Source organism: Candidatus Hydrogenedentota bacterium (assembly GCA_016791475.1).
Lineage (GTDB): Bacteria > Hydrogenedentota > Hydrogenedentia > Hydrogenedentales > JAEUWI01 > JAEUWI01.
Map to the genome: position 1 here is coordinate 108,860 of JAEUWI010000009.1, position 24,050 is coordinate 132,909.

At 62.0% G+C, this 24,050-nt stretch carries 16 protein-coding genes; 4 read left to right on the forward strand and 12 right to left on the reverse strand.

Features of this window, described 5'->3' with window-relative positions:
- Nucleotides 1–3: 3 nt before the first annotated feature.
- The 6 genes from hemB to JNK74_07035 all read right to left on the reverse strand — a co-directional run bounded on the left by hemB (nucleotide 4) and on the right by JNK74_07035 (nucleotide 9,107).
- A complete protein-coding gene (gene hemB / locus JNK74_07010) occupies nucleotides 4–993 on the reverse strand; it encodes a porphobilinogen synthase (GenBank protein ID MBL7645926.1) in 990 nt (329 codons plus the stop codon).
- Between the two features lie 66 nt (nucleotides 994–1,059).
- Nucleotides 1,060–2,781, reverse strand: a complete 1,722-nt coding sequence (hemC, locus tag JNK74_07015) for a hydroxymethylbilane synthase (GenBank protein MBL7645927.1) — start codon at nucleotides 2,779–2,781, stop codon at nucleotides 1,060–1,062.
- Nucleotides 2,778–4,058 carry a glutamyl-tRNA reductase gene (locus JNK74_07020; protein MBL7645928.1) on the reverse strand — a complete coding sequence of 427 codons (1,281 nt, stop codon included), beginning with the start codon at nucleotides 4,056–4,058 and terminating at the stop codon, nucleotides 2,778–2,780. Before JNK74_07020 ends, hemC begins: the two co-directional genes overlap by 4 nt.
- Nucleotides 4,055–4,912 carry a cytochrome c biogenesis protein CcsA gene (gene ccsA / locus JNK74_07025; protein ID MBL7645929.1) on the reverse strand — a complete coding sequence of 286 codons (858 nt, stop codon included), beginning with the start codon at nucleotides 4,910–4,912 and terminating at the stop codon, nucleotides 4,055–4,057. Before ccsA ends, JNK74_07020 begins: the two co-directional genes overlap by 4 nt.
- A gap of 214 nt (nucleotides 4,913–5,126) precedes the next feature.
- Nucleotides 5,127–8,132: a penicillin acylase family protein gene (locus tag JNK74_07030; protein ID MBL7645930.1), complete on the reverse strand. Its 3,006-nt coding sequence runs from the start codon at nucleotides 8,130–8,132 to the stop codon at nucleotides 5,127–5,129.
- A 123-nt stretch (nucleotides 8,133–8,255) separates the two neighbouring features.
- Nucleotides 8,256–9,107: an SDR family oxidoreductase gene (locus JNK74_07035; protein ID MBL7645931.1), complete on the reverse strand. Its 852-nt coding sequence runs from the start codon at nucleotides 9,105–9,107 to the stop codon at nucleotides 8,256–8,258.
- A 633-nt stretch (nucleotides 9,108–9,740) separates the two neighbouring features.
- Here JNK74_07035 and JNK74_07040 point away from each other — a divergent pair.
- A complete protein-coding gene (locus JNK74_07040; GenBank protein ID MBL7645932.1) occupies nucleotides 9,741–10,301 on the forward strand; it encodes a hypothetical protein in 561 nt (186 codons plus the stop codon).
- A 14-nt stretch (nucleotides 10,302–10,315) separates the two neighbouring features.
- On the opposite strand, the gene JNK74_07045 is transcribed toward JNK74_07040, so the two are convergent.
- Both JNK74_07045 and JNK74_07050 read right to left on the reverse strand, forming a co-directional pair.
- A complete protein-coding gene (locus JNK74_07045) occupies nucleotides 10,316–10,810 on the reverse strand; it encodes an NUDIX domain-containing protein (protein MBL7645933.1) in 495 nt (164 codons plus the stop codon).
- 111 nt (nucleotides 10,811–10,921) lie between these two features.
- A complete protein-coding gene (locus JNK74_07050) occupies nucleotides 10,922–11,371 on the reverse strand; it encodes a hypothetical protein (GenBank protein ID MBL7645934.1) in 450 nt (149 codons plus the stop codon).
- Between the two features lie 627 nt (nucleotides 11,372–11,998).
- On the opposite strand from JNK74_07050, the gene JNK74_07055 reads away from it, so the two are divergent.
- The gene (locus JNK74_07055) at nucleotides 11,999–12,688 is read left to right on the forward strand and encodes a transposase (protein ID MBL7645935.1); all 690 of its coding nucleotides are present in this window, start codon (nucleotides 11,999–12,001) and stop codon (nucleotides 12,686–12,688) included.
- Between the two features lie 875 nt (nucleotides 12,689–13,563).
- Here JNK74_07055 and JNK74_07060 read toward each other — a convergent pair.
- Complete coding sequence (locus JNK74_07060; protein MBL7645936.1) at nucleotides 13,564–14,628, reverse strand: phosphotransferase family protein; 1,065 nt, start codon at nucleotides 14,626–14,628, stop codon at nucleotides 13,564–13,566.
- The gene (locus JNK74_07065; GenBank protein ID MBL7645937.1) at nucleotides 14,628–15,839 is read right to left on the reverse strand and encodes an acyl-CoA dehydrogenase family protein; all 1,212 of its coding nucleotides are present in this window, start codon (nucleotides 15,837–15,839) and stop codon (nucleotides 14,628–14,630) included. The genes JNK74_07060 and JNK74_07065 overlap by 1 nt, the downstream gene beginning before the upstream one ends.
- Nucleotides 15,840–16,043: 204 nt before the next feature.
- Here JNK74_07065 and JNK74_07070 point away from each other — a divergent pair, with 204 nt between their 5' ends.
- Entirely contained in the window at nucleotides 16,044–17,054 is a 1,011-nt protein-coding gene (locus JNK74_07070; protein MBL7645938.1) for a hypothetical protein, read from the forward strand.
- Between the two features lie 211 nt (nucleotides 17,055–17,265).
- Nucleotides 17,266–17,979 (forward strand): Bax inhibitor-1/YccA family protein, encoded by a 714-nt coding sequence (locus JNK74_07075; GenBank protein ID MBL7645939.1) that lies wholly within the window; start codon nucleotides 17,266–17,268, stop codon nucleotides 17,977–17,979.
- A gap of 103 nt (nucleotides 17,980–18,082) precedes the next feature.
- On the opposite strand, the gene JNK74_07080 is transcribed toward JNK74_07075, so the two are convergent.
- Both JNK74_07080 and JNK74_07085 read right to left on the reverse strand, forming a co-directional pair.
- Nucleotides 18,083–18,826 carry a Bax inhibitor-1/YccA family protein gene (locus tag JNK74_07080; protein MBL7645940.1) on the reverse strand — a complete coding sequence of 248 codons (744 nt, stop codon included), beginning with the start codon at nucleotides 18,824–18,826 and terminating at the stop codon, nucleotides 18,083–18,085.
- A 110-nt stretch (nucleotides 18,827–18,936) separates the two neighbouring features.
- A complete protein-coding gene (locus tag JNK74_07085; GenBank protein MBL7645941.1) occupies nucleotides 18,937–23,892 on the reverse strand; it encodes a choice-of-anchor D domain-containing protein in 4,956 nt (1,651 codons plus the stop codon).
- Nucleotides 23,893–24,050 lie beyond the last annotated feature (158 nt).

Below are 24,050 nucleotides of genomic sequence, written 5' to 3' on the forward strand. Positions count from 1 at the left end.
ACCTCACCCCTCCGCCATCCACTTCGCGGCGTCTTTCGCCCAGTAGGTCAGGATCATCTTCGCGCCGGCCCGCTTGATCGACAGTAGCGATTCCATCGCCGCTTTGCGCTCGTCGATCCAGCCGTTTGCGCCGGCCGCCTTGATCATGGCGTACTCGCCCGAGACGTTATAGGCCGCCAGGGGCAGATCGAAGTTGTCCCCCGCCCACCGGATGACATCCAGATAGGGCAGGGCCGGCTTCACCATGATGATGTCCGCGCCTTCTTCGATATCGAGCTCGATCTCGCGCATGGCCTCGTTCAGGTTGGCCGGATCCATCTGGTAGGATCGCCGATCGCCAAAGCTCGGTGGGGACTCCGCCGCGTCGCGGAAGGGGCCGTAGAACGCCGAGGCGAACTTCGCGCTATAGGCCATCACGGGCACATCCGTAAAATCTTCGTCGTCCAGTGCAAGCCGTATCTCGCCAACCCGGCCGTCCATCATGTCCGACGGCGCCACGATGTCCGCGCCGGCACGGGCGTGAGCCAGCGCCTCCTTTACCAGCAGGTCAAGCGTCTCGTCGTTGTTCACATCCGGTTTGCCGTCGCGGTTCGGCTGGATCGCGCCGCAGTGGCCGTGGTCCGTGTACTCGCACATGCAAACGTCCGTAATGACGCACAATTCCGGACACGCTTTCTTCACCGCCTCTACCGCGCGGCACACAATGGCATCGGTCGCATAGGCCTGGCTGCCCAGCGCATCCTTCACTTTGGGAATGCCAAAGAGGATGATCGCCGGTATGCCCAGATCCTGAATTTCCTTCGCCTCCTCCACCAGCGTGTCCACCGACAACTGGAACTGGCCCGGCATGGACACGATCGGATTGCGCACCCCCGAACCCGGCCGCACAAACAGGGGCAGGATCAGATCGGACACGCTCAACTCCGTCTCACGCACCATGCGGCGCATGGTCTCATTCCGGCGCAGCCTGCGCATGCGGGTCATGGGAAACATAGACTACCTCCTGGGAAGGGTAACGAACGATTGGAAAATCTACTACTGCATTGCGGGACGGCGCGATCAGGCGGAGGTCACGGCTTGTTGCCCCGCAACATGCTGAACGATCCCATAGACCAGTGCGGGTATTTCATGCTCCTCGGGCTCGATACTCACGGCCAGCCCCAGCGTCTTTGCGGTCGCTGTCGTGATGGGACCTATCGAAGCGAATTGGGCCTTCGCCTTCAGGGACTCAAGCCGCGCATCGCCCAGGATCGTCGCGAAGTTCCGCGCGGTGGAAGAGCTCGTAAAGACCACCAGTTCCGGCGCTGCCGCCAGCATGGCCGTCACGGTCTCTTCGGGAACCACGGGCATCACCGTGTCATACACCACACACTCCGTCACCTCGGCGCCCGCCGCGCGCAACGCCTCGGGCAGGTCCGGTCGCGCAAGATTGCCCCGGGGCATGAGGAAACGCTTTCCGGCCACGCCACCCTCCAGCCGCGTCAGCGCCTCCAGAATCGACTCGGCCACGTACTGCTCGGGCGTCAGGCTCACAGGCACTCCATGAGCGCGCAGCGATGAAGCCGTCGCCGGACCGATCGCGCAGACCGCCGCAGAGCGAAAGGCCGCCAGGCTTCGTCCCGCCCGGGCCAGCGCCGAAGCGAAATGGTTTACGCCATTAACGCTCGTGAAGATGAGCCAGTCCACCGCGTCGTCGCCGGGAATCGCACCGTCGGGCGCAACTTCTTGAATGGAAATCGTGGGGAATTCAATCACGCTCGCCCCCATCGCGGAGAGCTCGTCGGAAAGTATGCTGCCCTGACTCTCGGATCGCGTCACCACCACCGTCCGCCCCGCCAGCGGCTGTTTTGGCTTCAGCGCGTCCAGAGCTACCTGGCGGATAAAGACCGAAGCGCCCCCCTCGATCAGCGCCTTCGCCACCGCCTGTCCCAAGGCTTCCGGCGCGTCGACCGGTCCGCTCAGCGCCGCGCGAACGACCTGGGTGCCGTCGGGACTGCAGGCGCAGGCCTGGAGGTGCAGCTCGCCCGAGCGCACCACCGCCAGCGCACCCAGTGGCACCTGGCAACCGCCGCCGACGCCGGAAAGCAGCGCGCGCTCGGCGGTGGCCGCCGCCGCTGTGTCTTCGTCGTGTATGCGCGAAAGCAATTCTTTCAGCGCCGTGTCGTTCGCGCGAATCTCGATGCCCAGCGCACCCTGACCCACCGCCGAAAGCATCACCTCGGGCGGGAGCAGTTCCGTAATGTGCGCCGACAGGCCGAGTCGGTTCAGGCCCGCCGCTGCGAGAATGATGGCGTCCAGGCCCTCGGTCTCCAGCTTCTTCAGCCGCGTGGGCACGTTGCCCCGCAAGTCCACCAGTTCGAGATCGGGCCGGACCGCCTTGAGTTGCACCTGCCTGCGCGTGCTCGATGTCCCCACCTTCGCGCCCTGGCGAAGGGCCATGAGCCCAAGTCCCGAAGCGCTGATCAGGGCGTCCGCCGGATTTTCCCGGCCGGGAATCGCGCCCACGGCCAGACCGCCCGGCAGCTCCGTGGGCAAATCCTTCAAGCTGTGCACCGCCAGATCGATGGATCCGTCCAGCAGGGCCACTTCCAGCTCTTTCGTGAAGAGCCCCTTTCCGCCCACCTGCGAAAGGGGCACATCCGTAATCCGGTCCCCCTTCGTGCTGATGATCAGCACCTCCACCGTCAGGCCCGGCGATACCGCCCGGAGGCGTTCCGCAATATAGTTTGACTGGGTCAGCGCCAGTTCGCTGCCCCGTGTTCCAATCACCAACCGGGTCATCCGGCACTCTCCTCCAGACCAAAAAGTCGTTTCACCAGATGCAGGACCCGGCTGGGGTCCTCGCGCACCACCTCCTGCTTGATCTGGTTCATGGGTCGTTGCAGGATGTTGTTCACGATACGCTTGGACAAATACTCCACTTCATCACGCTGGCGGTCCGTCAGGTCCGTCAGGATACTCAAGGTCTTTTCCAGCTCCCGCTCGCGAATCGCGTTCAACTCCTGCGTCATCGACACGATCATCGGCTCCGCGTAGAGGCCGCGACGCCAGTCGATGAAGCGGTCCACCTGGATCTCCACCATCTCCAGGCACTTCACCAGCTCCGCCCGGCGCGACTCCAGATTCTGCGCGGCCACGGTTTCCAGATCGTCCATGTCATAACAGTAGACGTTGTCCAGTTGCGCAACCCGGGGATCCACGTCGCGCGGCACCGCAATATCGATGACGAACATGGGCGCCTTGTTGCGCTTGCGCAGCGCGCGGGTAAAATCATCCACCCCGAGAATGGGCACCTCCGAGGCCGTGGACGTTATCACAATATCCGCCGCGTGAAGATAGTGCTCCAGCGAGGAAAGGGCCAGCGGCTCGCCCTGGTAAATCCGGGCCACCTCTTCGGCCTTCGAAAGCGTCCGGTTTGCCACCAGCACCTTGCCCACACCCTTCTCCACCAGGCACTTCAGCGTGAGTTCGCCCATCTCCCCCGAACCGATCACCAGCACCGTCTTCTCCGAAAGATTTCCGAAAATCGACGCCGCCAGATCCACCGCCACCGACGACACCGAAACCTTGCCCACGTTGATGTTTGTCTTCGTGCGCACTTCCTTCGCCACCTTGAAGGCGCGCTGGAACAGCGCGTGCAGAATCTTGTCCGTCGCCCCCTCGCCCTGCGCCGCCAGGTAGGCATCATGCACCTGGCCAAGAATCTGGTCCTCGCCCACCACCATACTGTCCAGACTCGATGTCACGCGAAACAGATGGGCCACGGCGTCGCGGTTGTGATGCTCGTACAGGTGCCCCGTGAACGCATCCGGTTCCATCCGGTGCCACTCGGAAAGAAACTCTCGCACCAGATTGCGCAGGTGCTCCGGGCGGGCTGCGTTGTCGTGGGTGTACACCTCCACGCGGTTGCACGTGCTGAGAATGACCGCGCCCCCGTCATCCAACCGTTGCTTGAGCTGGCGCAGCGCCTCGCCCCGTTGATCCTCCCGGAAGGACAATCGCTCCCGTAGCTCCACGGGGCAGGTATGATGGCTGAGGCCGGTGAGCGCGATCGTCATCCGGCAACTCCATAAAAGTTGTAGTTCAGCACGTCCAGCAGCGCCAGCACCAGATAAATCCCGATCAACGTGCCCGTCCCGTAGCACACCAGATGGGCCAGCTTCGGCCCGCGCAGGCGGCCCGCGGCCCGCGCATGGAACGTGAAGGCGTAGAAGGCGAGCATCGCCACCGCCATGAAGATCTTCGGTGACAGCCACCAGGTCGGACTGAGGTTCTGCCCTTCATACCAGACCCAGAAACCGCCCACCACCAGCGTGATGGCAAAAGCCGGGTAGCCGATTTTAATCAGCCGGAACAAATCCCGATCCAGTGACTCCAGCGACGGCAACTTCTGGAATAGGCCCGTCGTCATCCGGTGTTTGAGCCGCTGCGCCTGAAACGCATAGGCCACGCTGTTAATACCCGCCACGAAAAACAAGGCGAAGGCCAGAAACACCAGACCCACGTGGGCCGTCAGCAACGCGCCGCTCAGGGGCCGGGGCGCCGTGCTCAGGGCCGGAATCGCCGTGTACATGCTCAACGCCCCCACCAGCGCCAGCGGCGGAAGATAAAAGCAGAGCAGAGCGCGGTGGGACGTGTCCAGGCCCAACTGGAGAAAGATCGTCAACAGCGAAAAGAAGGCCAGCAGGCACAGCGAGTCCGCCGCGGTTGTAAAGGGGACGAGATGCCACTGGATCGTGCGGAACACGATCATGGCCAGGAGCGCAAACATCGCCACCAGCGCGCTGCGATAGGCCCCTGCCAGCCACTGGGCATTGCCTTGATCCACCCGAAGGTACGCCAGCGCGGCGCCGGCACTGCCGATCAGGAGGATATTCCCGAGAAAATGCGAGATATAGACCAGAATAGACATGGTGTTCCTATGCGACGGAGCCTGAACCCTCCGGGATTGATGCCGGAGATGGCCCTGATGGCTTCTATGCAAAGACCGTTCGGATCGACAAACCCGATTTACCCCATATCATAGCAGTTGGCGGTGGACAGTTGACAGTGAGGAATAGTTGACAGCGGTACCCCGAAGACCCGAAGACCCATAAGACCCCGATCCCCCCCGAGGGGTCCGCCAACTAATTGAAGTTCGTTCTCGGGGCCCTGGTGCGGGTTCCCGGCTCCTGTACTACCTTCTTCTTCGCGTTGCGGGGTTTTTCCTCCGCTTCGGGGGCCGGTGGAGCCGGGTCGGTGGCGTCTTCCACCGAGGGTTCTTTCTTCTTTCGTTTCTTTTCCTTCTTCTTTCCGTCGCCGCCATCGGACCGATGGGGATCCGGCCCTGAAAAGAGGCTGGAAACCGGCTGTGACACACCGGGTTGATCCATGAATTCCAGATCGAAAAGCGGCTTTGCCGCCGGCTGAGGCCCTGCCGCGCCGGGCTCACCCGGGACCGGCCCTTCCCCTTCTATCGCAGCCTCGGGGGGAGTCTCCGCCGATGCAACCACCCCATCCGGCGTGCCTTCGTTTTCCATCTCCGGCGAGGGCAGCGGCGCGCGCAGGAAGTCATCGGCCGGCGCCGGGGCCACGTCCGGGGCGGGGAGTTCGGGTGCTTCCGGTTTTTTCAAGACTTCCTCGGGACCCAGCACCGCGATGATCGCCGAGCCGGTTCCCTGGCCCACGAAGGCCCCCAATGCACCGTCGAAACGCTGTTCCGGCAGGGGGCGCCAACCCGCCTCGAGGGTGTGTACGAAGATCTGCAGGCGGTTCAACGATTCCGCCGCGCAAATCTCGTCGGGCACGCGAAGTTCCAGTGCCCACGTGTGGGCGGGGGCCCCCGCCACGAACACCGGTCGAAACGCCGGTGTGAAGCCCGCCAGGCCCACGGGCAGCGGGCCGGGTGGCGTCTGAATAGCCTCCAGTTTCACCTGTTGCGGTTGTGCCGAGAGTATGGTGCAGTGGCCTTCGAGGCCCGGAGTGCCCAGCAGGATCCTCGTGCCGAAACCGCTTGATGCCCCTCCAATGACGGTCCCATACTGGAAATTGGTGGGCTTCATCCGCCGCGCCAGAAAGAGGTCCAACTGGTCACCGAAGTGGGGGGAATCGGTCAGCTCCGAAGCGCCGAAGGGAACGATGCTCGCCGCCTGGGTCTTCTCGCCAAACTGCACGACCATGGCGAAGCCCGTGCCGAAACTCGCCCGCCACTGCCGGTTCGTAAACGACTGGCTGTCCATGTGGAAGATCGAATCGCCCGTGTCCGTCCCCGGCGCGGCTTCATTCCGGACGCCCCGCTGGATCCGGTGGAGATTGCCCCAGGGTATGGAGAGCGCACCGAAATCGTTGCGCATGATCCGGGCCGCTTCCACCGCCGCATCCAGGGCCTGCACCTGCGCCTGGGGGGTATTGGCCAGCAGGCCCTGATAAAGCTCCTGCTCGCTCCCGAACTGGGCGCTGTGGCGCTTCTTCATGAGGGCCCACCAGATGCTGTAGTAGGCCATCGCCGTGCTCTCCCGGTCCGAGCTCAGGTTCCAGCCCTCCAGCAGGCGCAACGCGGTCAACAGATCCGGATGGGCCGTACGGACCAATTCGGGGCGCTTCCTGGCCATCGCCAGCAGCAGGGGGACCATATCCGCCGCCGCGGGAACATGGGTGTCGAAGAGCATGGCCTGCATGTCGAAAAACGAGTATTTTCGGGCCGAAAGAATTTGATTAACCCGAAAACCCCGGTAATTTGGCCCTTCCCCCACCAGCCACCGCGGCCAGTCGGCCGCGTTGAGTCCGCTTTTCGTCGTGGCCAGCCAGGGCGGCGTGCCGCAGGCCTGCACATACCCGCTTGCCGGGCGCTCAATCTGCGGTAGCAGCCCCGGTGCAATAACCTCGCGCCAGGCGAAAACATCCCGCCCCGAATCCACCGGCATGGACCAGTTCATCGGCTGGCGATCCGACGGCGAGGCCGCCGCATCCCGGTTCCCCAACCGCGCGTTGTAGCGGTAGTAGAGTTCGCCCGACTTGTCCGCGCAGACCACCTGAAAACCCGGCAACTGATGCATCGCCAAGGCGTCTTTCATCTCGGCCACACCCGTGGACTGTCCCATCATCAGCATCTGACGCAGACCGCCAAACTGGAGGAAAGCCCCGTTGCGCCAGGAATACAGCGCGCCGTCGCCCCCCTCAAAGATGGGGCCCCGCGTCCCGATCATGGAGGGCACCGCACGCTCCACCAGCCCCGCGCTCGTGCGAACGAAATAGGGCTTGGCCGTGGACATGAATCGCAGCAGCGGCGCCGCGTCGTCAATCACCGGGGCCGCGAACGGCGCATCACTCCCGGGCGTCTGCGGCCCGCCGATCTGCTCCCGGAAAAAATCCGCCGTGTCCGCCAGGTTCGGCGTCAAGGCCCACCCTGCGTTCTCATTGTGTCCCATCATGAGCACCGGCACGCCGAAGAGCGTCGCCCCCGCCAGATTCATCTCGCCCGCCATGAGATGGGCCTCGTACCAGCGGTAGGGGCTGTCATAATATTCCTGCGGGTTCATGACCAGCAGGGTGCTCCCCTCCAGGGTGTTCCCCGGCGCCAGCGCCCACGCATTCGCACGTTCCAGCGGCGCTTTCGGGTGGTAGACCCCGGGCAGGTCAAAGGGCGTCTGCGCCACCATCAGGTAGTGCCACCACGCGAGCACATCCTTGGGCTGCACGCCCTCGGCCCAGGCCGGCACCCGATCCTGATGCTCCAGAATCCACGCGTTGACACCCAGCGCGAAACCCTCGCAAAGATCCAGCGTCACCGGGTCGGCCTGACCCAGGGCGATGGCGGACTGCTCCGCGTTGCCAATCTTGATCGCAAACGCGTCGCTCTCCGCAAAGGCCTCGCCGCCCACTTCCGCCGCACGGCCCAGCGCGATCCGATAGGCCATCAGCATGGGCTCCAGATGATCCTCCGCCTGCGCGTAGCCGAAGGCCGACGCCATCGCGCGAATCGAACCCGCCTCAATGTGGGGCGTGCCGAATTCATCGCGGTAAAGCGTGGCTTCGTTCCAGAAGGACGCACCTCCCGCCTCCGGCTGGGCCGGTGCCGGCGGCGCGGCACACAACAGGCCCACCACAACCGTCAGCCGGCCAGCCCAGTACCAACCTGTGCCTCTCTTCTTCATAGGAGTCCTTGTTGTTCTAATTATAACGACGCTGAAGCTGCAGGGACGGCGAGAGCCGCGCGATGCGTGGACCTTGTCGTGTTGATGGGACAACCGCTGTCCCCGCCACTTCCCGAGCCCCGGCTACTCCGCCTTGCGCTGCGCGTCCATGAACGCCGCCAACTGGCCCAGCGGCTCCGGCGCAATGCCCGCGCGGCGGGCCGACAGGCTTTCGCCGCCGTCTATCGTTACGATGGAACCCGTCATCCAGGAACCCGCGTCCGACGCCATGAACACCACCATATTCCCGATCTCTTCCGGCTCGCCGACGCGCCCCAGCGGCACCGTGTCCAGGTGATCGTCAAAGCTCCCGCCGAGGGCAAAGGCCTTCTTCACTCCCTCGGTAATAATCGGACCGGGCGCAATCGCATTGACCCGGATCCCGAATCGGCCCCACTCCTGCGCCAGGGTCTTCGTCATCGCGTCGATCCCCGCCTTCGCCGAGCAGGCCGGCACCATGCCCACCCAACCGGTGTGGTGCAACGTCATGCTCGTGCTCACGATCGTTCCGCCCTGGGCCTGCAGGTAGGGAAAGGCCGCCCGCGAACAGAAAAAAGTCCCATACAGATCGATCTCCACCACCGCCTTCCACTGGCTGTCCCGAAGCTTCTCCGCCGGATAGTAGAAATTCCCGGCCGCGTTGTTCACCAGTATGTCGAGACGGCCCATAATTTCAACGGCCTTGGCCATCACTTCGTTGACACGCGCCGAATCGCGCACATCCAGCGCCAGACCCACCGCGCGAACGCCGAATTCCGATACCAGCGCAGCCGCCACCGCCTCGCACTGTTCCAGCCGACGGCTGGCGACGACCACATCCGCCCCGGCCTGCGCCAGACGGCGACTGATGCCTAGACCGATGCCGGAGGCGCCGCCCGTCACGAAAGCGACCTTGCCCGAGAGAATGCCATCTCTAAAGATATAGGGGACGTCCATAAAGTATCCTTGCGTTGAAAGTGAATCCCACAGGGCCCTTCATCATAGGCCATTTGGGGGCACGTGGCAAGCCGGGAATCGCGAGGTGGATGGGGTTGCCGATCCGGGCGCTAACGCGTCGGGCCTGCTGATTTTTTTTTTTGGCCCTGCCTCCTCTTGCAACGACCGGGCCGCAATGATCCTCACTTTTCGCGCACACCGCGCGGTTGCTTTGTGAGATTTGCGTTATCGCCAGCCTACCGTTTGGTTAGATACTCTGGAGGGCGATGCGATACCGACAAGCATCGACCGGGTCGACCGCCTGCGCAAGACCTTGGCATGGTTGGGTTAATGCGCCTGCGCGTCCGCGTTCACTTTACGCGCTCGGGCTTGGCCCGATACTTGCATCAAAGATCGTGGACAGCAGGTGCAGGCGCTCGAATTAGCACGGGTTTCCCCGGACCCTTGCCTGGAAGCCGCCGGATGCCGCCGGGACCTTGAGCGGTGCGCACGCCTGGCCCATGTGAAGTATGAATGGTGAGCATGAGCGCGAGCCCCGCCCGTCTACGGGTTCGCGCAGCACCATCGAAGTGGCCGGACATCCCTCTGAACGTTTTTCCGGCCTTGTTGAGCGCACAACGACAGGACACCCCAATGAAGTTGATACCCCGATGCCTGGCTTCCGCCCTGGTATCCCTCGCCGCCCTGCACACCGCACAGGCGCTTCCACTGGATACGCAGCGGGAAGAACCGGCCAGTGAAGCTCTTTTCCCCACGCCCCCCACGCATGAAGGCAATTCGCCGCTTACCGCCGTGCTTCAACCCCGAATCGAGGCGCCCGCACTGGGAGAGACCCACCTGAGTCCCCCCGCCTTCGTGCCGCCGCGCGACACCCCGACGGGGGCAAGTCTCCTGATGGTAAGTTCTGGGGAGACCCCGCCCGCCAGGTCACCGCTGACAATCCCGGCACCTCGCGGCTACTACGTTCCGTCCCCTGCGCTGGAGGCGGTCCTGCCGCCGCCCGATATGGATCTGGGATACGTGGCCCTCGGCACAGCCGATGAGGAGAAGGGGCTCGATTCACGCAGGATGGGCCCCGGTGACCTGCCGATGCCCATCACGATTCCCGAGCCCAGAAGCGCGAGCCTCCTCGCCATCGGTCTGGCCGGGCTGGGACTGCGGGCCTGCTGGGGCGCGCGTCAGCGTGCGGAATAGCGCTCGCCCCCGGACTACACAAAGCCCTTCTTGCGCTTCCAGGGATTCTGGTGCGCAATTACACGGTCATAAATCGCCTTGCGTTGGCGCACCAGCAGACGCTCTTCGTCCGGCCAGAACATCGCCGGAAGCGTGTCGAGCGGCGCCCAGATCTGCTCGTCGTGATGCTCCGTGTCCAGGATCGTGCCGCTGACCTGCTCGGTGGCATAGAGGAAATAGTGGTTGATGGACCACTTGTCTTTCTTCTCGCTGAGGCGCTCCAGCACGGCCAACTCGCCCAGCAGATGGATCTCGGTTAGACCCGACTCCTCCTCGATTTCCCGCAGCGCGCCTGCTTCCAGCGACTCGCCGGGATCCACGCCACCTTTCGGCAGGACATACCCCGCGCAGCCCTTCTCATGCACGAGTGCCACCAAGACATTGCCCCGATCAATGCGGACAATCACCCCGCCCGCCGAAACGCGCTCGGGAAGCCCCTCTTCGCGGACATACCAACTCTCATCAATCACCAGGGACATGCGTCAAACTCTCCAGAAAAAGAAAAGGCGCCGCAGCGCCCGGAAAGCTGAAAGTATAGCACGTTACAACCTGGAGCCCCACGGGCCCCGCACCGGGCCCCCTCAATACATGATAAACACGATCAGCCCGATCACCGCCACCGCCACCACCAGTCCCAGGCCCACCAGCTTTTTTCGCGCCTCCCGCTGTCGCGCCCGGAAGCGCGCCTCCACCTCCGGCGGCACCACATTGAGCACCGCATTGTCGATCTTGGCCTCATCCACCACCAGCCGCTCCACCTGCTCTTCCACCCGGGGTTCGAAAGGATCATCCCACGAAGCCGCCGCCGTGGAACGCTCCGCCGGATCCTCCCACTTTTCCTCCGCGGCCTTGCTGTAGGCCCCGAAGCGCACCGGCAGTTCCCCGTCCTGGAGATCGCTTAACGCTGTCGACACCGGCGGCAATGGGATACGCCCCACCGACCCGCCACACATTGGACAGCGCTGATTGTGCCCCAGGTGCTCGTCCACATTGACCGACTTCCCACATGCCCCGCATTGCATCGCTATCATTTTCCCATCCTCGCTCCAAAGAGCAGCACGTGAGTTCAACAGGAAACGCCACAACCCTGCAAGTATTATAGTGACTGAAAGGAAGAAGGGCAATCGAAAAAGGCGAATGACTCCACCCGCCAGGGCCACCCTTTGCCGACCCGTGCCGCGGCGCAAGATCTCCGGATCACCAGCGGAATCCCGCACCAACACAGGCGATCAACGTGGGTTAGGCGTCCCGCCTGACCATAGTAACTGCGGGACCGCCCACGACAACAGGTCAGGCAAGGTGCCCAACCCACGTTGGCGATTCTCGATCAAAGCGCGTGGGCTTGATCGTAGCCGATCACGATACTACATCCCGCTCGATGACCCAGCGGCGTCTACCATCAAAGCGCGTCAAGGTGGGTTAGGCGTCCCGCCTGACCAAGGCGCCCAGCGTAACACAGTGGACTCCTAAAATTTGGTCATCTCTTGATTGGTCCGCGCCAACAAACTCGGCATTGACATAAGGTCAGGCAAGATGCCCAACCCACGTTGGCGCCCTTTTGGGACCCGATGTACAACCCGCTTGCTTCTGGCAACAACTCGCACTATTGTCAACCCGCTGCTTCTTTGCTAATCTGTTGTTCTTGGAGAACCATCTTCATGGACGATATCCCGGCAGAAGTGAACGCTGAACACGATCTCGTTTCACCCTTTCTAACGCCCGGCGCGGAAGTGCGCAAAGACGCCCGCCATCTGCCGCACTGGCGGCTCGATAGCGCTTTCTATTTCCTCACGTGGCGTCTCGCCGATTCCCTGCCCCAGGAGAAGCTGCGGGCCTGGAAAGCCGAACGCGAAGCCTGGCTCGTAAAGCACCCCAGGCCATGGGATGACAAGACAATGCGGGACTACCGTGACCGCTTCCCCAAACGCCTCGAAGCCTGGCTGGATGCGGGCTATGGTGCGTGCCACTTACGCTCGCCGCGCTGCGCCAATATAGTCGCCGATTCGCTCCACCACTTTGACGGTGATCGCTATGACCTCGCGTCATTTATAGTCATGCCCAACCACGTCCATGTCTTGTTTCAACTTCGGACTGATACTGCGCTGGAATCCGTGACGCACTCATGGAAAAGCTACTCCGCGAAGCAGATCAACAAGGCCCTGGGACGCTCGGGAACACTCTGGCAACAGGAAAGTTGGGACCATCTTCTGCGAGGCATCCCCCACCTCGACCGATGCCTGTCCTACATCGCACTTAATCCCATGCAGGCAAAGCTGTCTCCGGGCGAGTACCTGTACTACGAAGCACCTGGATTTCGCGAAAGCACAGGACTTGACGCCCCTGAATAACCTCGTACTTACAGCGGTGTCGACCATCAAAGCGCGTGGGCTTGATCGTAGCCGATCACGACATTACATCCCGCCCGATGACCCAGCGGCGTCGACCATGAAAGCGCGTCAAGGTGGGTTAGGCGTCCCGCCTGACCTTGGTGACTGCGGGACCGCCCGTGACAGCAGGTCAGGCAAGATGCCCAACCCACGTTGGCGCTTCTCGATCAAAGCGCATGGGCTTGAGCGTGGCCGATTGCGACATTACATCCCGCCCGATGACCCAGCAAGGTCGACCATGAAAGCGCATCAAGGTGGGTTAGGCGTCCCGCCTTACCATAGTGGCTGCGGAACCGCCCACGACAGCAGGTCAGGCAAGATGCCCAACCCACGTTGGCGCTTCTCGATCAAAGCGCGTGGGCTTGATCGTAGCCGATCACGATACTACAAGCGGCGTCTACCATCAAAGCGCGTCAAGGTGGGTTAGGCGTCCCACCTGACCAAGCCGCCCAGCGTAGCACAGTGAACTCATAAAATTTGGTCATCTCTTGATTGGTCCGCGCCAACAAACTCGGCATTGACATAAGGTCAGGCTGGAAGCCTAACCCACGTTGGCGCTTCTCGATCAAAGCATGTGGGCTTGCTCGTGGCCGATTGCGATACTACATCCCGCCCGATGACCCGGCAAAGTCGACCATCAAAGCGCGTCAAGGTGGGTTAGGCGTCCCGCCTGACCAAGCCGCCCAGCGTAACACAGTGAACTCCTAAAATTTGGTCATCTCTTGATCGGTCCGCGCCAACAAACTCGGCATTGACATAAGGTCAGGCTGGAAGCCCAACCCACGTTGGCGCATGCTGATCGGGATGGCTGGTTCCCCTCATCGCCAATCACCTGGCTACATCGCCCCCGTCTCAATACACCCCTCCGCCCGATGCCCCAGCGCCCCCACGACATAAATCAACGGTGCGAAACGCTCGTCTTTGGTCAGGCCCTGTTTGTATCGATAGTAAATCTGCTGCACGATCACCGCGAGCTTGAAGAGCGCGAACACATAGTAGAACAGTATGTTCTCCAGGCTGCGCCCGGTCAGTTCCGCGTATAGCGTCGCCATTTCTTTCCGGGTCATCATGCCCGGCTCCTGACTCAGGAAACATTGAATTACGCCTAGATCCGGGTCGCCCTTCTCGATCCAGTAGCCCAGTACCGTACCCAGATCCATCAGCGGATCGCCAATGGTGCACATTTCCCAGTCGAGCACGCCGATGATTTTCGTGGGGTCGTGGGGGTCCATCACCACGTTGTCGAACTTGTAATCGTTGTGCACCAGTGTCGCGCCGGAGTCTTCGGGGTGATTCGCTTCGAGCCACGCCATCACGGTGTCGATCGCGGGGATGTCGTCGGTCTTCGATCCATGATAGCGCTTGATCCAGCCCGACACCTGCCGCGCCACGTAGGAGCCTTCTTTGCGCAGTGCGCCGAGTCCCGCGGCCTCGTAGTCCAGCCCATGGAGCGCCGCCAGGTTCTTTACGAAGGCCTCGCAGCAGCCGCGCACCGTCAACTCATCCGCGTCGAAGCCTTCGGGCTTCACCCCGCGAAATATCGAACCGCGAATGCGCTCCATCACATAGAACTGTGCGCCCATGACTTCCAAATCATCACACAGCGCCAGGGGCTTCGGCGCCGCCGGATAGATGGGGTGCAGCGCCGACAACACGGTGTATTCACGGCCCATGTCATGGGCGGACTTCACCTTGCTGCCGAAGGGCGGTCTTCGGAGCACCAGCTCCCGCTCGCCCACCTTGAGCAGATAGGTCAGGTTGGAAAAGCCGCTGGGAAACTGAGCCACTTCGAGCGTCCCCTCAAGATCGGGGATAGCCGATTTCAGGTACGCCTCGAGACGCGAAAGGTCGAACTCTTCGCCAGGTCGGATGGGCTTGGGGGTGTCGATCATAGTAGTCATTACTGATGAGATTCCGCCTGCGCCTTATACAACTCCAGAATCCGCTTGGCCGCCGACATCTTGTGTACCTCGTCCGGGCCATCGTAAATGCGGCTGGCGCGCTCATTCCGCCAGAAGGACGCGAGGGGCGTGCGGTCGGTGATGCCGAGACCGCCGTGGGCCTGAATCGCGCGGTCCAGTACTTTCATCATCACATTGGGCACGAAGAACTTGATGAGCGAAATCTCCACCCGCGCCTCTTTCGCGCCCTTCCGGTCGATGGTATCCGCCGCCTGCAGCACCATAAGTCGCGCGGCATTAATCTCTGCGCGGCTCTCGGAAATCCAGCCTTGAACGAACTGCTGCATGCCCAGGGTGCGCTCCGGCGCCACTTCGCGGCTGAGCGCCTGGGCGCAGAGCAATTCAAAGGCGCGCTCACTTATGCCCACCCAGCGCATGCAGTGGTGAATGCGGCCCGGCCCAAGGCGCTCCTGCGCGATGAGAAAGCCGGCGCCCTCTTCGCCCAGGCGATTGGACTGGGGCACGCGGACGTTCTCATAATTCACTTCCGCGTGGCTGTCCCAGTCTTCGCCCCGATGGCCCATGCAGGAGATATTCTCCACAAGCGTAAAGCCGGGCGTGTCCAGCGGCACGATGATCTGGCTCGCCCGCAGATGCTTCGGCGCCTCGGGATTCGTCACGGCCATCACGATGGCAAAGTTCGCGCCTTCGGCGGACGAGGTGAACCACTTGCGGCCATTGATCACGTAGTCGTCGCCATCCTTCACCGCCGTCGTGCCCATCCAAGTGGGGTTCGAGCCTGGAAAGTCCGGTTCGGTCATGGAGAAGCAACTGCGGATCTCGCCCGCGAGCAGCGGCTTGAGGTATTTTTCCTTCTGCTCCGGCGTGCCGAATTTGATCAGGATTTCCATGTTGCCCGCGTCGGGCGCCTGGCAGTTGAAGCAATAGACGCCCACGGGCGACTTGGCCAGCTCGGCCTGTACGAGGCCATGCTCCAGCACACTCAGACCGAGGCCGCCGTGTTCTTTCTCGATCTGTGGCAACGCGAGTCCGAGGGACCGCACCTTCTTCCGCTTCTCTTGAAGTACGGGCAGCAGCGCGCCAAAACCTTCGCTGAGCAATTGGGGCTCCAGCGGATACAGCTCTTCGCGCACAAAGGCGCGCACGCGCCCCAGCAGGTCTTCCATCTTCGCCGATACGGTGAAATCCATTGCACTCTCCTGCCCCGATAGCCGGGGTGATTGTCTTCAGCACAGCGGGGTACAGCCTACACGCTTTCGACGGCGGATCCAAGAACGGGCGATGGGGAAGAAACTGGCGTGCCGGGTAGCTATACTGGTAGTCTGGCTTGGGTTGGACCAGTGTCTACACGTGGTGGCTGTCAACGACAGTTCGAACACAAAAGGGAGATATCAATGGATTCCTATCGTCTTATGAAGCCTCTGGGCCCCGCCCTGGCGGCCCTGCTCGCCATGGGCGCGCCCCTGGCCGCTCATGCGGATTTTGAGGTTACAGGGTATAACACCTTTGTCGACGCATCGACTTCGGCGATCGACGGCATTGAGAATCGGGATCAGGATGCCCTGCAGGAAATTTCGAGTGATGTGGCGGATGTATTCAACCCCTTTCTCGAGGTTAGCAGTGAATCTCCCGGCGGCGGTGTGAGTTCCACGCTCCTGACCGGCGGCATTTTCTCCGTCATCAATAGCGGCCTCCAATTGAACAGCCTGGCCACCCTCATCACTTCTTCCCAGTCTTGTGGAAACTGTGAAGGCACCACCAGTGTCGCAGTCGCCCAGGGCGTCGTCGAAACGGAGATACTCTTTACCGTTTCCAACGGCGGAGAGACCTTTGAGTGGAGCGGAAGCCTCGACTCGACCCTCACAGCACCCGGAGAATTCACGGATGAAGTGAACGCATCTGTTTCCGCATCCCTGCGGGACGAAGGAACAGGTGATTTCCTTGGAAGCAGCCAATTGTTTTGCACACGCGAAGAAGGCACCTGCGAGAAGTCCGGTTCAATCTCGATTGAACTCCCGGATGGCGAGTATTCTTTTCGCGTTACTACCGGCGGGTCGACCCGCAATACGGGCGTAGCGTCACTTCCTGAACTGGAGTTGCTCGCGGAGTGGACACTGACCATTGGTACGCCGGTAATCGCTGAGGGTGAAGGCGAAGGCGAAGGGGAAGGTGAAGGTGAGGGTGAAGGTGAGGGTGAAGGCGAAGGCGAAGGGGAAGGTGAAGGCGAAGGTGAAGGCGAAGGTGAAGGTGAAGGTGAAGGCGAAGGCGAAGGTGAAGGCGAAGGATGCAATTTCTATATCGAGGGCACCATCAGCAAGGTAGGCACCAAGCTGGGCGACCTCTTCCTTTTGGGCGTGGCCATGATCACGCTGCTGGGGTGGTCGTCCCTTCGCCGCGACGCGTAGCCTGAATCGGCGAACTCCAGAGCGACGACTTCGCCGAAGGATAGACAATAGCGGGCGCGCCTTCTTGACCGAAAAGGCGCGCCCGATTGTTTTGGAATACAATAAGCGTTGGCGTGGTTTACTGTAGTTGAGTTATTCCCTATAATGACTCCGGCATCAGTGCAGTGGGCTTGTGAGTAGACCAACAGCAACCAAACAGGGAGACAGCAACATGCGACAGGACATATTTCGTGCGGATGAGTACACAATGGCGGACCAGGCTTCGGCCGAGGCGCGCGCTTCCTTTATTTCCAAGACGTATGTGCATCTATTCGCTGCCGTACTTGCCTTCATCGGCGTCGAGGCGGTAATCCTGAGTCTTCCCATCACGGAAAGCCTTGTGGCGTCCGTGCTGGGTATCCGCTACGGCATGCTGATCGTCCTCGCCGGATTCATGGGCGTAAGCTATGTGGCCAACCGCTGGGCCGCTTCCGATACCTCGGTGGGCATGCAGTATGCCGGCCTCGGCCTTTATGTGGTCGCGGAGGCGATCTTCTTTGCACCGTTGCTCTACATCGCCGCCAACTTCGGCGGTCGGGAAGTGATCCCCACGGCCGCCATCCTCACCGGCTGCGCCTTTACGGGCATTACGTCCATTGTTTTCTTTACGCGCAAGAATTTCTCCTTCATGGGGCCCTTTCTGGGGATGTTCGGATTCGTAGCCCTTGGCCTGATCGTGTGCAGCGTTGTATTCGGATTTTCCCTGGGGATTTTCTTCACGGGCGTCATGGCCGTCTTCGCGGGTGCGAGTGTCCTCTACACCACCTCCAACGTGATGCACGAATACCGCGTCGGCCAGCACGTGGCGGCTGCGCTGGCCCTCTTCGCCTCCGTTGCGCTCCTTTTCTGGTATATTCTCCAGCTCCTGATGTCGTCCCGCGACTGACCGCCAGTCCACAACCTCCAAAACTGGAAGGCCCGCGAATGATCGCGGGCCTTTTCTTGTGCTTATCTTATCGTTGTTAACGCCAGTCGTTGCCCCATGGACCCTATCGCCGCGACTGGAGCTTCGACAGCAGCCTCAGGATCTCCAGGTAGAGCCAGATCAGCGTGACCATCAATCCGAAGGCCGAGTACCACTCCATGTACTTCGGCGCACCGCGCTCCGCGCCGTTTTCGATAAAGTCAAAATCCAGCACGAGGTTGAGCGAGGCTACAACGACCACAAAGAGGCTGAAGCCAATCCCGATGGCGCCGGTCTGGTGAATGAACGGCACCGCGATACCAAAAAGCCCCAGCACAATCGTGGCGAGGTAGGCCAGAAAGATCCCGCCCGTCGCGGCGGCCACGCCGAGCTTGAAATTTTCCGTGGCCTTGATGAGTCCGATGCGGTAGACAAACAGCAGGGCCAGCAGGATACCAAAGGTCAACGTGACGGCCTGTATGACAATGGCCTGTCCCGACATCACCTGGGCCTGTGCCGAAACTCCACCGAGGAAAAGTCCCTCGCAGAGCGCGTAGACCGGTGCCGTGTACATGGCGATTGCCGGTTTGAAACTGGTCACCAGACCAAACACCAGGCCTCCGATGAGCCCGCCAATCATCCAGAGCATGACCTGCTCCGACCCGTTCAGGTAACCGCGCCAGGTGAAGGCCGCCGACGCCATCACGAGCATGAGCAGAATGCCGGACTTGCTCACAGTACCTTCGATGGTCATGGACTGTCCACCGTAGGCCTGATCGTGAACATTCAAAAAGGTATTCTCATTCAGCGCTGGATTCGCTGTTCTCATCCTCGGTCTCTCCTCTGTTGATTCACTCTCATCTGAGACTTCAATCTCCAGGAAATACTACACCCTGCGGCCTCTCGGTATTCATGCCGCGCGGACAATCCTTTCCAGATTCACGCCCCGCCCGCGCCGCGCCAGGCCAGCAGACCCGCCAAGGCAATACCCAGCAGGAAGAGGTCACCGAGATAGCGCCGGACCGTGTCGGCCAGGGAGACCACGCCCACCTTGGCGCAGCCGCCGGGATCCACCGGGTTTACCCGGGCGTCGAGCTCCGCTTCTGTCAGGACGCCATCGCTACCCGCGAGTTCATTGAACTGGATCTGGGTAATGGCCGGCACTTCCGCGCGGGCCTCGGAGAAGCTCAGGCTGCCATTGCCGTCCTGGTCCGCCGCATCGAATTCGTCCAATAGCAGCACGGCCACCGCATCGGTGCTGAGTCCGGTGCGGGTCAGGCCGATCTCGATCGACTCGATAAAGTCCGGGGCCGTCACGGTGCCCGTGTTCGTCGCAAAGCCCGCCGCCGCGCCGTTCACGGTGTAATCACCCTGCGGCAGGGCCGGAAAGGTATAGACCCCATCCACATTGACGGAAGTCGACGTACCCGTCAGTTCCGCGATACTTACCGTGCCATTGCCGATGGGGGCCTCGGTTTCGAAATCCTTCAACAGCACCGAGAGGGTGAAGGTCAGAATCTGGGCGTTCGACGTAAGGCGATAGGGCAGGAAGTCCACCTCGCCGGGACCCTCCATCCTGAGATTGATCTCGCCGAACTCATCGCTGCCCCATTCGTTGCCTTCCGCAACAATAGTGGCGCTCTCATTGAGATTGTTGATGAAGGCTCCGCCGATGCTGTCCGCATCGAAGCTGTTCTGCCCCGACTCATTCAAGTCGCGGATGTCGCCCATCTGGGGCACCACTTCCGCCTCGGCCCCTTTGCGATCCGAGGGGCGCTGTACGAAGAGGGCGTCTTCCTGAATGGTCTCGAAGCGCGTGCGCGTTATCCGTGCGCCGGTGGCCAGGGCGCGTACGCCAAATTCGCACTGGCGAATAAGGCAATCTTGCACGACGGTGCCGGAGGATTCCAGATTCAGGATGGATATGCCCACGGAGCCCAGGAGATTGCTGCCGTCCAGCGCCACATTGAACACCGTCATCTTTACCCCGTCAATGGAGAGGAGACGGAAGTCCGACGCGTCCGTCAACTCCAGCACAACGGTCAAATTGGCCAGCACGGTGTTGTCCGCCGCCTGGATCGCCCGGTCGCCGTTGGTCTGCACTTGCGCGAGGGCCGGCGCGATCACCGTGGCGCCCCGGTCCGACGGATCGGCGCCGCGCAGCGCCACATTCGGCGCGAAGCTGACCGCTTCGGTATACGTCTCGGCCGACAACTGAATCGTCACCACGTAGTCTTCGGTGGCGTAGGTCGCGGCCTCTTCCATGGCCCGAGTGATGGTGGTGAACGGATCCTCCTCGGTGCCCGAGCCTTCGCCTTCGCCCTTTTTCACGTAGAGCACCGGCGGGCCATCGCCCGGTTCCCGGGGCGGCGCATCGCCCACAACGATGAACTCTTCCTTCCGCTCCACCGCCACACCCGCGTTGGTAATCACGGTCAAGGTCACGGTGTATCGACCATCCGCGGTGTAGGTGTGTTGCGGGTTCTCCTGGTTGCTGAAGAGGTTGTCGCCGAAGTCCCAGAACAGCGCGCCCTGGGTGGCGCCGTTCAGCGTAGTATCGTTCGTAAACTGGACGGTAAGCGGCGGCTCGCCGGACGTTCTATCCGCACTGAAGTCCGCTATCGGCCCTTCACCCTCGCCTTCACCCTCGCCTTCTCCTTCGCCTTCGCCTTCGCCTTCACCCTCGCCTTCACCCTCGCCTTCACCCTCGCCTTCACCCTCGCCTTCGCCTTCTCCCTCTCCTTCTCCTTCTCCTTCACCTTCACCTTCGCCTTCGCCCTCGCCCTCGCCCTCGCCCTCACCCTCGCCTTCTCCTTCTCCCTCACCACCCGATACGCCGGTGCCCGACAGCGCAACCAGGATCTCCGGTGAATCCGGGTCGTCGGAGTTTACGGACAAGGCCCCGGAGAAGTCGCCAGGCCCATCCGGATCAAAAGTAACGGTCACCGTCCTGCTTTCGCCAAATTCGAGAATCGTCTCTCCCGTGTCGCCATTCAGCCCGAAGCCATCCGACCCTTCCACGATCCCGGCGCCGGTGACGCTCAGGTCCCCCTCACCCGTATTGGTGATGACGACATCGCGCTCCACGGGCCCCGCACCGATATCCTGTGCCTCAAAATCGATACTGAGAGGCGAAACTTCGATATTGCTCGTGCAAGGCTCGCCCCCCTGAAACTCATCCGCGCCGATATCCACGTTGCAGCCCGAGGGCCGGTTCTCCGCGTCAAAGTCGCTCAGCGGGGTGACATTCTGGGACTCCACAATGACCGATTCGCCCCGATCCACGAGCGGTGAAGTCTCCAGCAGGTGATAGTCGTCGATGGTGTAGGTCTCCAGCAAGCCGCCCCGGTGCGCCGCGACGAGGTTTCCCTTCACCAGCAACGTCGTCTCCGTGTTGTCCACGATCCGGTAGTGCTCCCGCACTTCGGGATCGATCGACAGGTTCACGAGAGCGCCCGCCCACTCGCCGGGCGCCCAGCTCCGATCCGTGTCGGTCAAGGTCGACTGGCGCGTAACCGGATCATAGACCGTTGCGCTTTTCCAGCTTCCCGAGGCCTCGTCGTTGCCGTTGGTGTCGCCATTGCCCACCAGTCCGTTGGATAGCACCGAATTGTCTCTGAAGTTCACGCCGAAGAGGGGCGCAAGCTCTTCCGGGGTCGCGTGGGCGACGCCATCCCGCAGCACCAGCGCGGTATTCACATCAAAATTGTTGTTCGCGATCGGGATCGTGATCGCGTCGGCCAAATGGATCGCCGTCTCCACACGCTCAAAAAGGTTGTTGTAAAGGCCCGATAGATTGTCCACCGCGATCACCGGAAAGAAGATGCTCGCCCCGCCCTCGGGCGTACCGCTGAAAGAATTGTTGATCAGCGTGACCCGCTGCTCGCTCGCTATATCCGCGCCCTGCGGGCCCGTGCAGGTATTCTCCGTGAACAGGTTGTTCCGGATCAGGATATTGCGCCCTCCCTCAAACATGAAGTACATGCCGCCGCCCGCGTCCGCATGGTTGCGCGAAAAGAGATTCTGCTCGAAGAAATTCCGGTCGACCTCTCCCTCGACGAAAAGACCGCCGCCGGACGACCCGCCATCGACGCTGGTGGCGCGGTTGCCGACAAATTCGTTGGCGCCAAATCCGCCATCGAAGGTGCCGCCGACAAACATCCCCGCGCCATTCGACGTAAAGAGGCCGTTGCCAAAATCGACCATCTGCGCGCTGTTGCCGAAGAAGCGGTTGCTCACCACATCGCCCAGCAGTCCCTCGGCAATGCAGAGGCCGGCGCCCGCAAAATTCCGCGCCACGGTATTGGCCAGGATGTTGTTGATAAAATCGTTGCTCTCCAGCGTGCCGACGACCACCCCGCCCATATAGGCGCCCGCGCCCCGCAACTCGGCGGTGTTGGCCTCGAAACGGTTCCCGATGAAGGGAAGCGTCAGGGCGCCGGCAATATACAGGCCGCCGCCCGCACTGTTGCGCGTGCTGCCGGTGACGGAGCATTCCTTGAACAAGTTCCCGCTCAGGTCCGCTCCCGTAAAATCGCCACCCGCGTAAAGGCCCGCACCAAAAGCGTCGCCGTCGGTACTGCTCGCCCGGCAGTTGTCGAAGGTGTTCCGGCGCAGGGGGCCATTCCAGTTTCCGCCCACGTGCACCGCGCCACCCCGGGCTTCCGCCACGCCATTGCCCTGGGCGTCCATCGAGGCGCTATTGTTGGTGAAGGTGCAGTTGCTCAGACCCGTGTTGCTCGCCGTAAACTGCCCCAGAATCGCAATCGCGCCGCCGCGCTGCACCTGAAAGGACGACTCCCCCGCACCGGCCTGATTGCCGGTAAACGTGCAGCCCGTGATATCGCCGACATAGTCCCCGGCCACAAACAGGCCGCCACCCGAACCGCGCACGGTATTGTTTTCAAACGTGCAATTGCTGATATCGCCCGAAATGGACCCCGCGACCGCAAACGTGCCGTCAATGGAGAACGTGGGCGCGTTGTTGTCCGTGAACGAACACCCGGTCATGCCGCCGGTGAAGGACCCGTCCACCATCACCGCCGAGCCGAGGCCGTCCACGCCGTCCACGGTGGACACCGAATTGCCGTTGAAGCTGTTGGAGGCGAAACTCTCCACACCATTCGCCCCCACGAAGTCGCCCCCGATGAACAGCGCGCCGCCGAAGGCATCGGCCAGGCCATTCCCGAGGATATTGAGCTCGGCGGAGTTGCCGGTGAAGGAATTCCCCGTGATCTCTCCCGTCATCGCCCCGGCGACGCACACCGCGCCGCCAAAGCGGTCCTGAAAGGTTCCTGTCAGGCCTGTGGTGTTGCCGGTAAAGGTGTTGTCCGCCAGGCGCAGTTGCTCGCCCGTGGCCACGGAAATCCAGATTGCCCCGCCCGCCCGTTCGCAGGCGTTGTTGGTGAAGGCACAGTCTTGAATGGTACCGGAGCTGTTCAAGAACTCTATCGCGCCGCCGTTATCCGTGCCGCCGGTCCGCGCCGTGTTCTGGAAGGACAGACCGGAAATTACGAAATCGCTGATTCCACTGCCCGTCAACAGGGGGCCCGCCGCCGAGGCCGCACCGCCACCATCAATGATCGACGTCTCCTTGCTCTCGCCGATCAAGCGCACTCCATCCGTCGGCAGATTAATGGGAAAGGTCTCCACGGTCTCGTCGTAGGTGCCGGGGCCAATGGTGAGGGTCCAGGGCTCGGCCGCCCCTTCGAGGCCCAGCGCCGCCAGCGCGCCGCCGATGGTGCGATAGGGGCTCACCTGCGTGCCGGGATTCCCGTCGTCACCCGTCTGAACACTTACGAAGCGCGTCGTACCCGGATCTTCGCCCGCCCGCGCCGAACAAGAAAGCAGCGCACAGACCAGTCCGATGCAAACCCCTGATAGCGTGATCTTCATGCCCTGCAATCTCCCTGCGTGGCGCCTGTAGGCATTGGGCGGTTTCGCACACCGCTCCCACGGTAGAATACCACCGCTCCGACCCGTTTACAACGCGCCAAAAGAAGGCCGCCGCGCGGGCCGGGATGCCCGCGCGGCGGCGACAGAGATGACTGTTA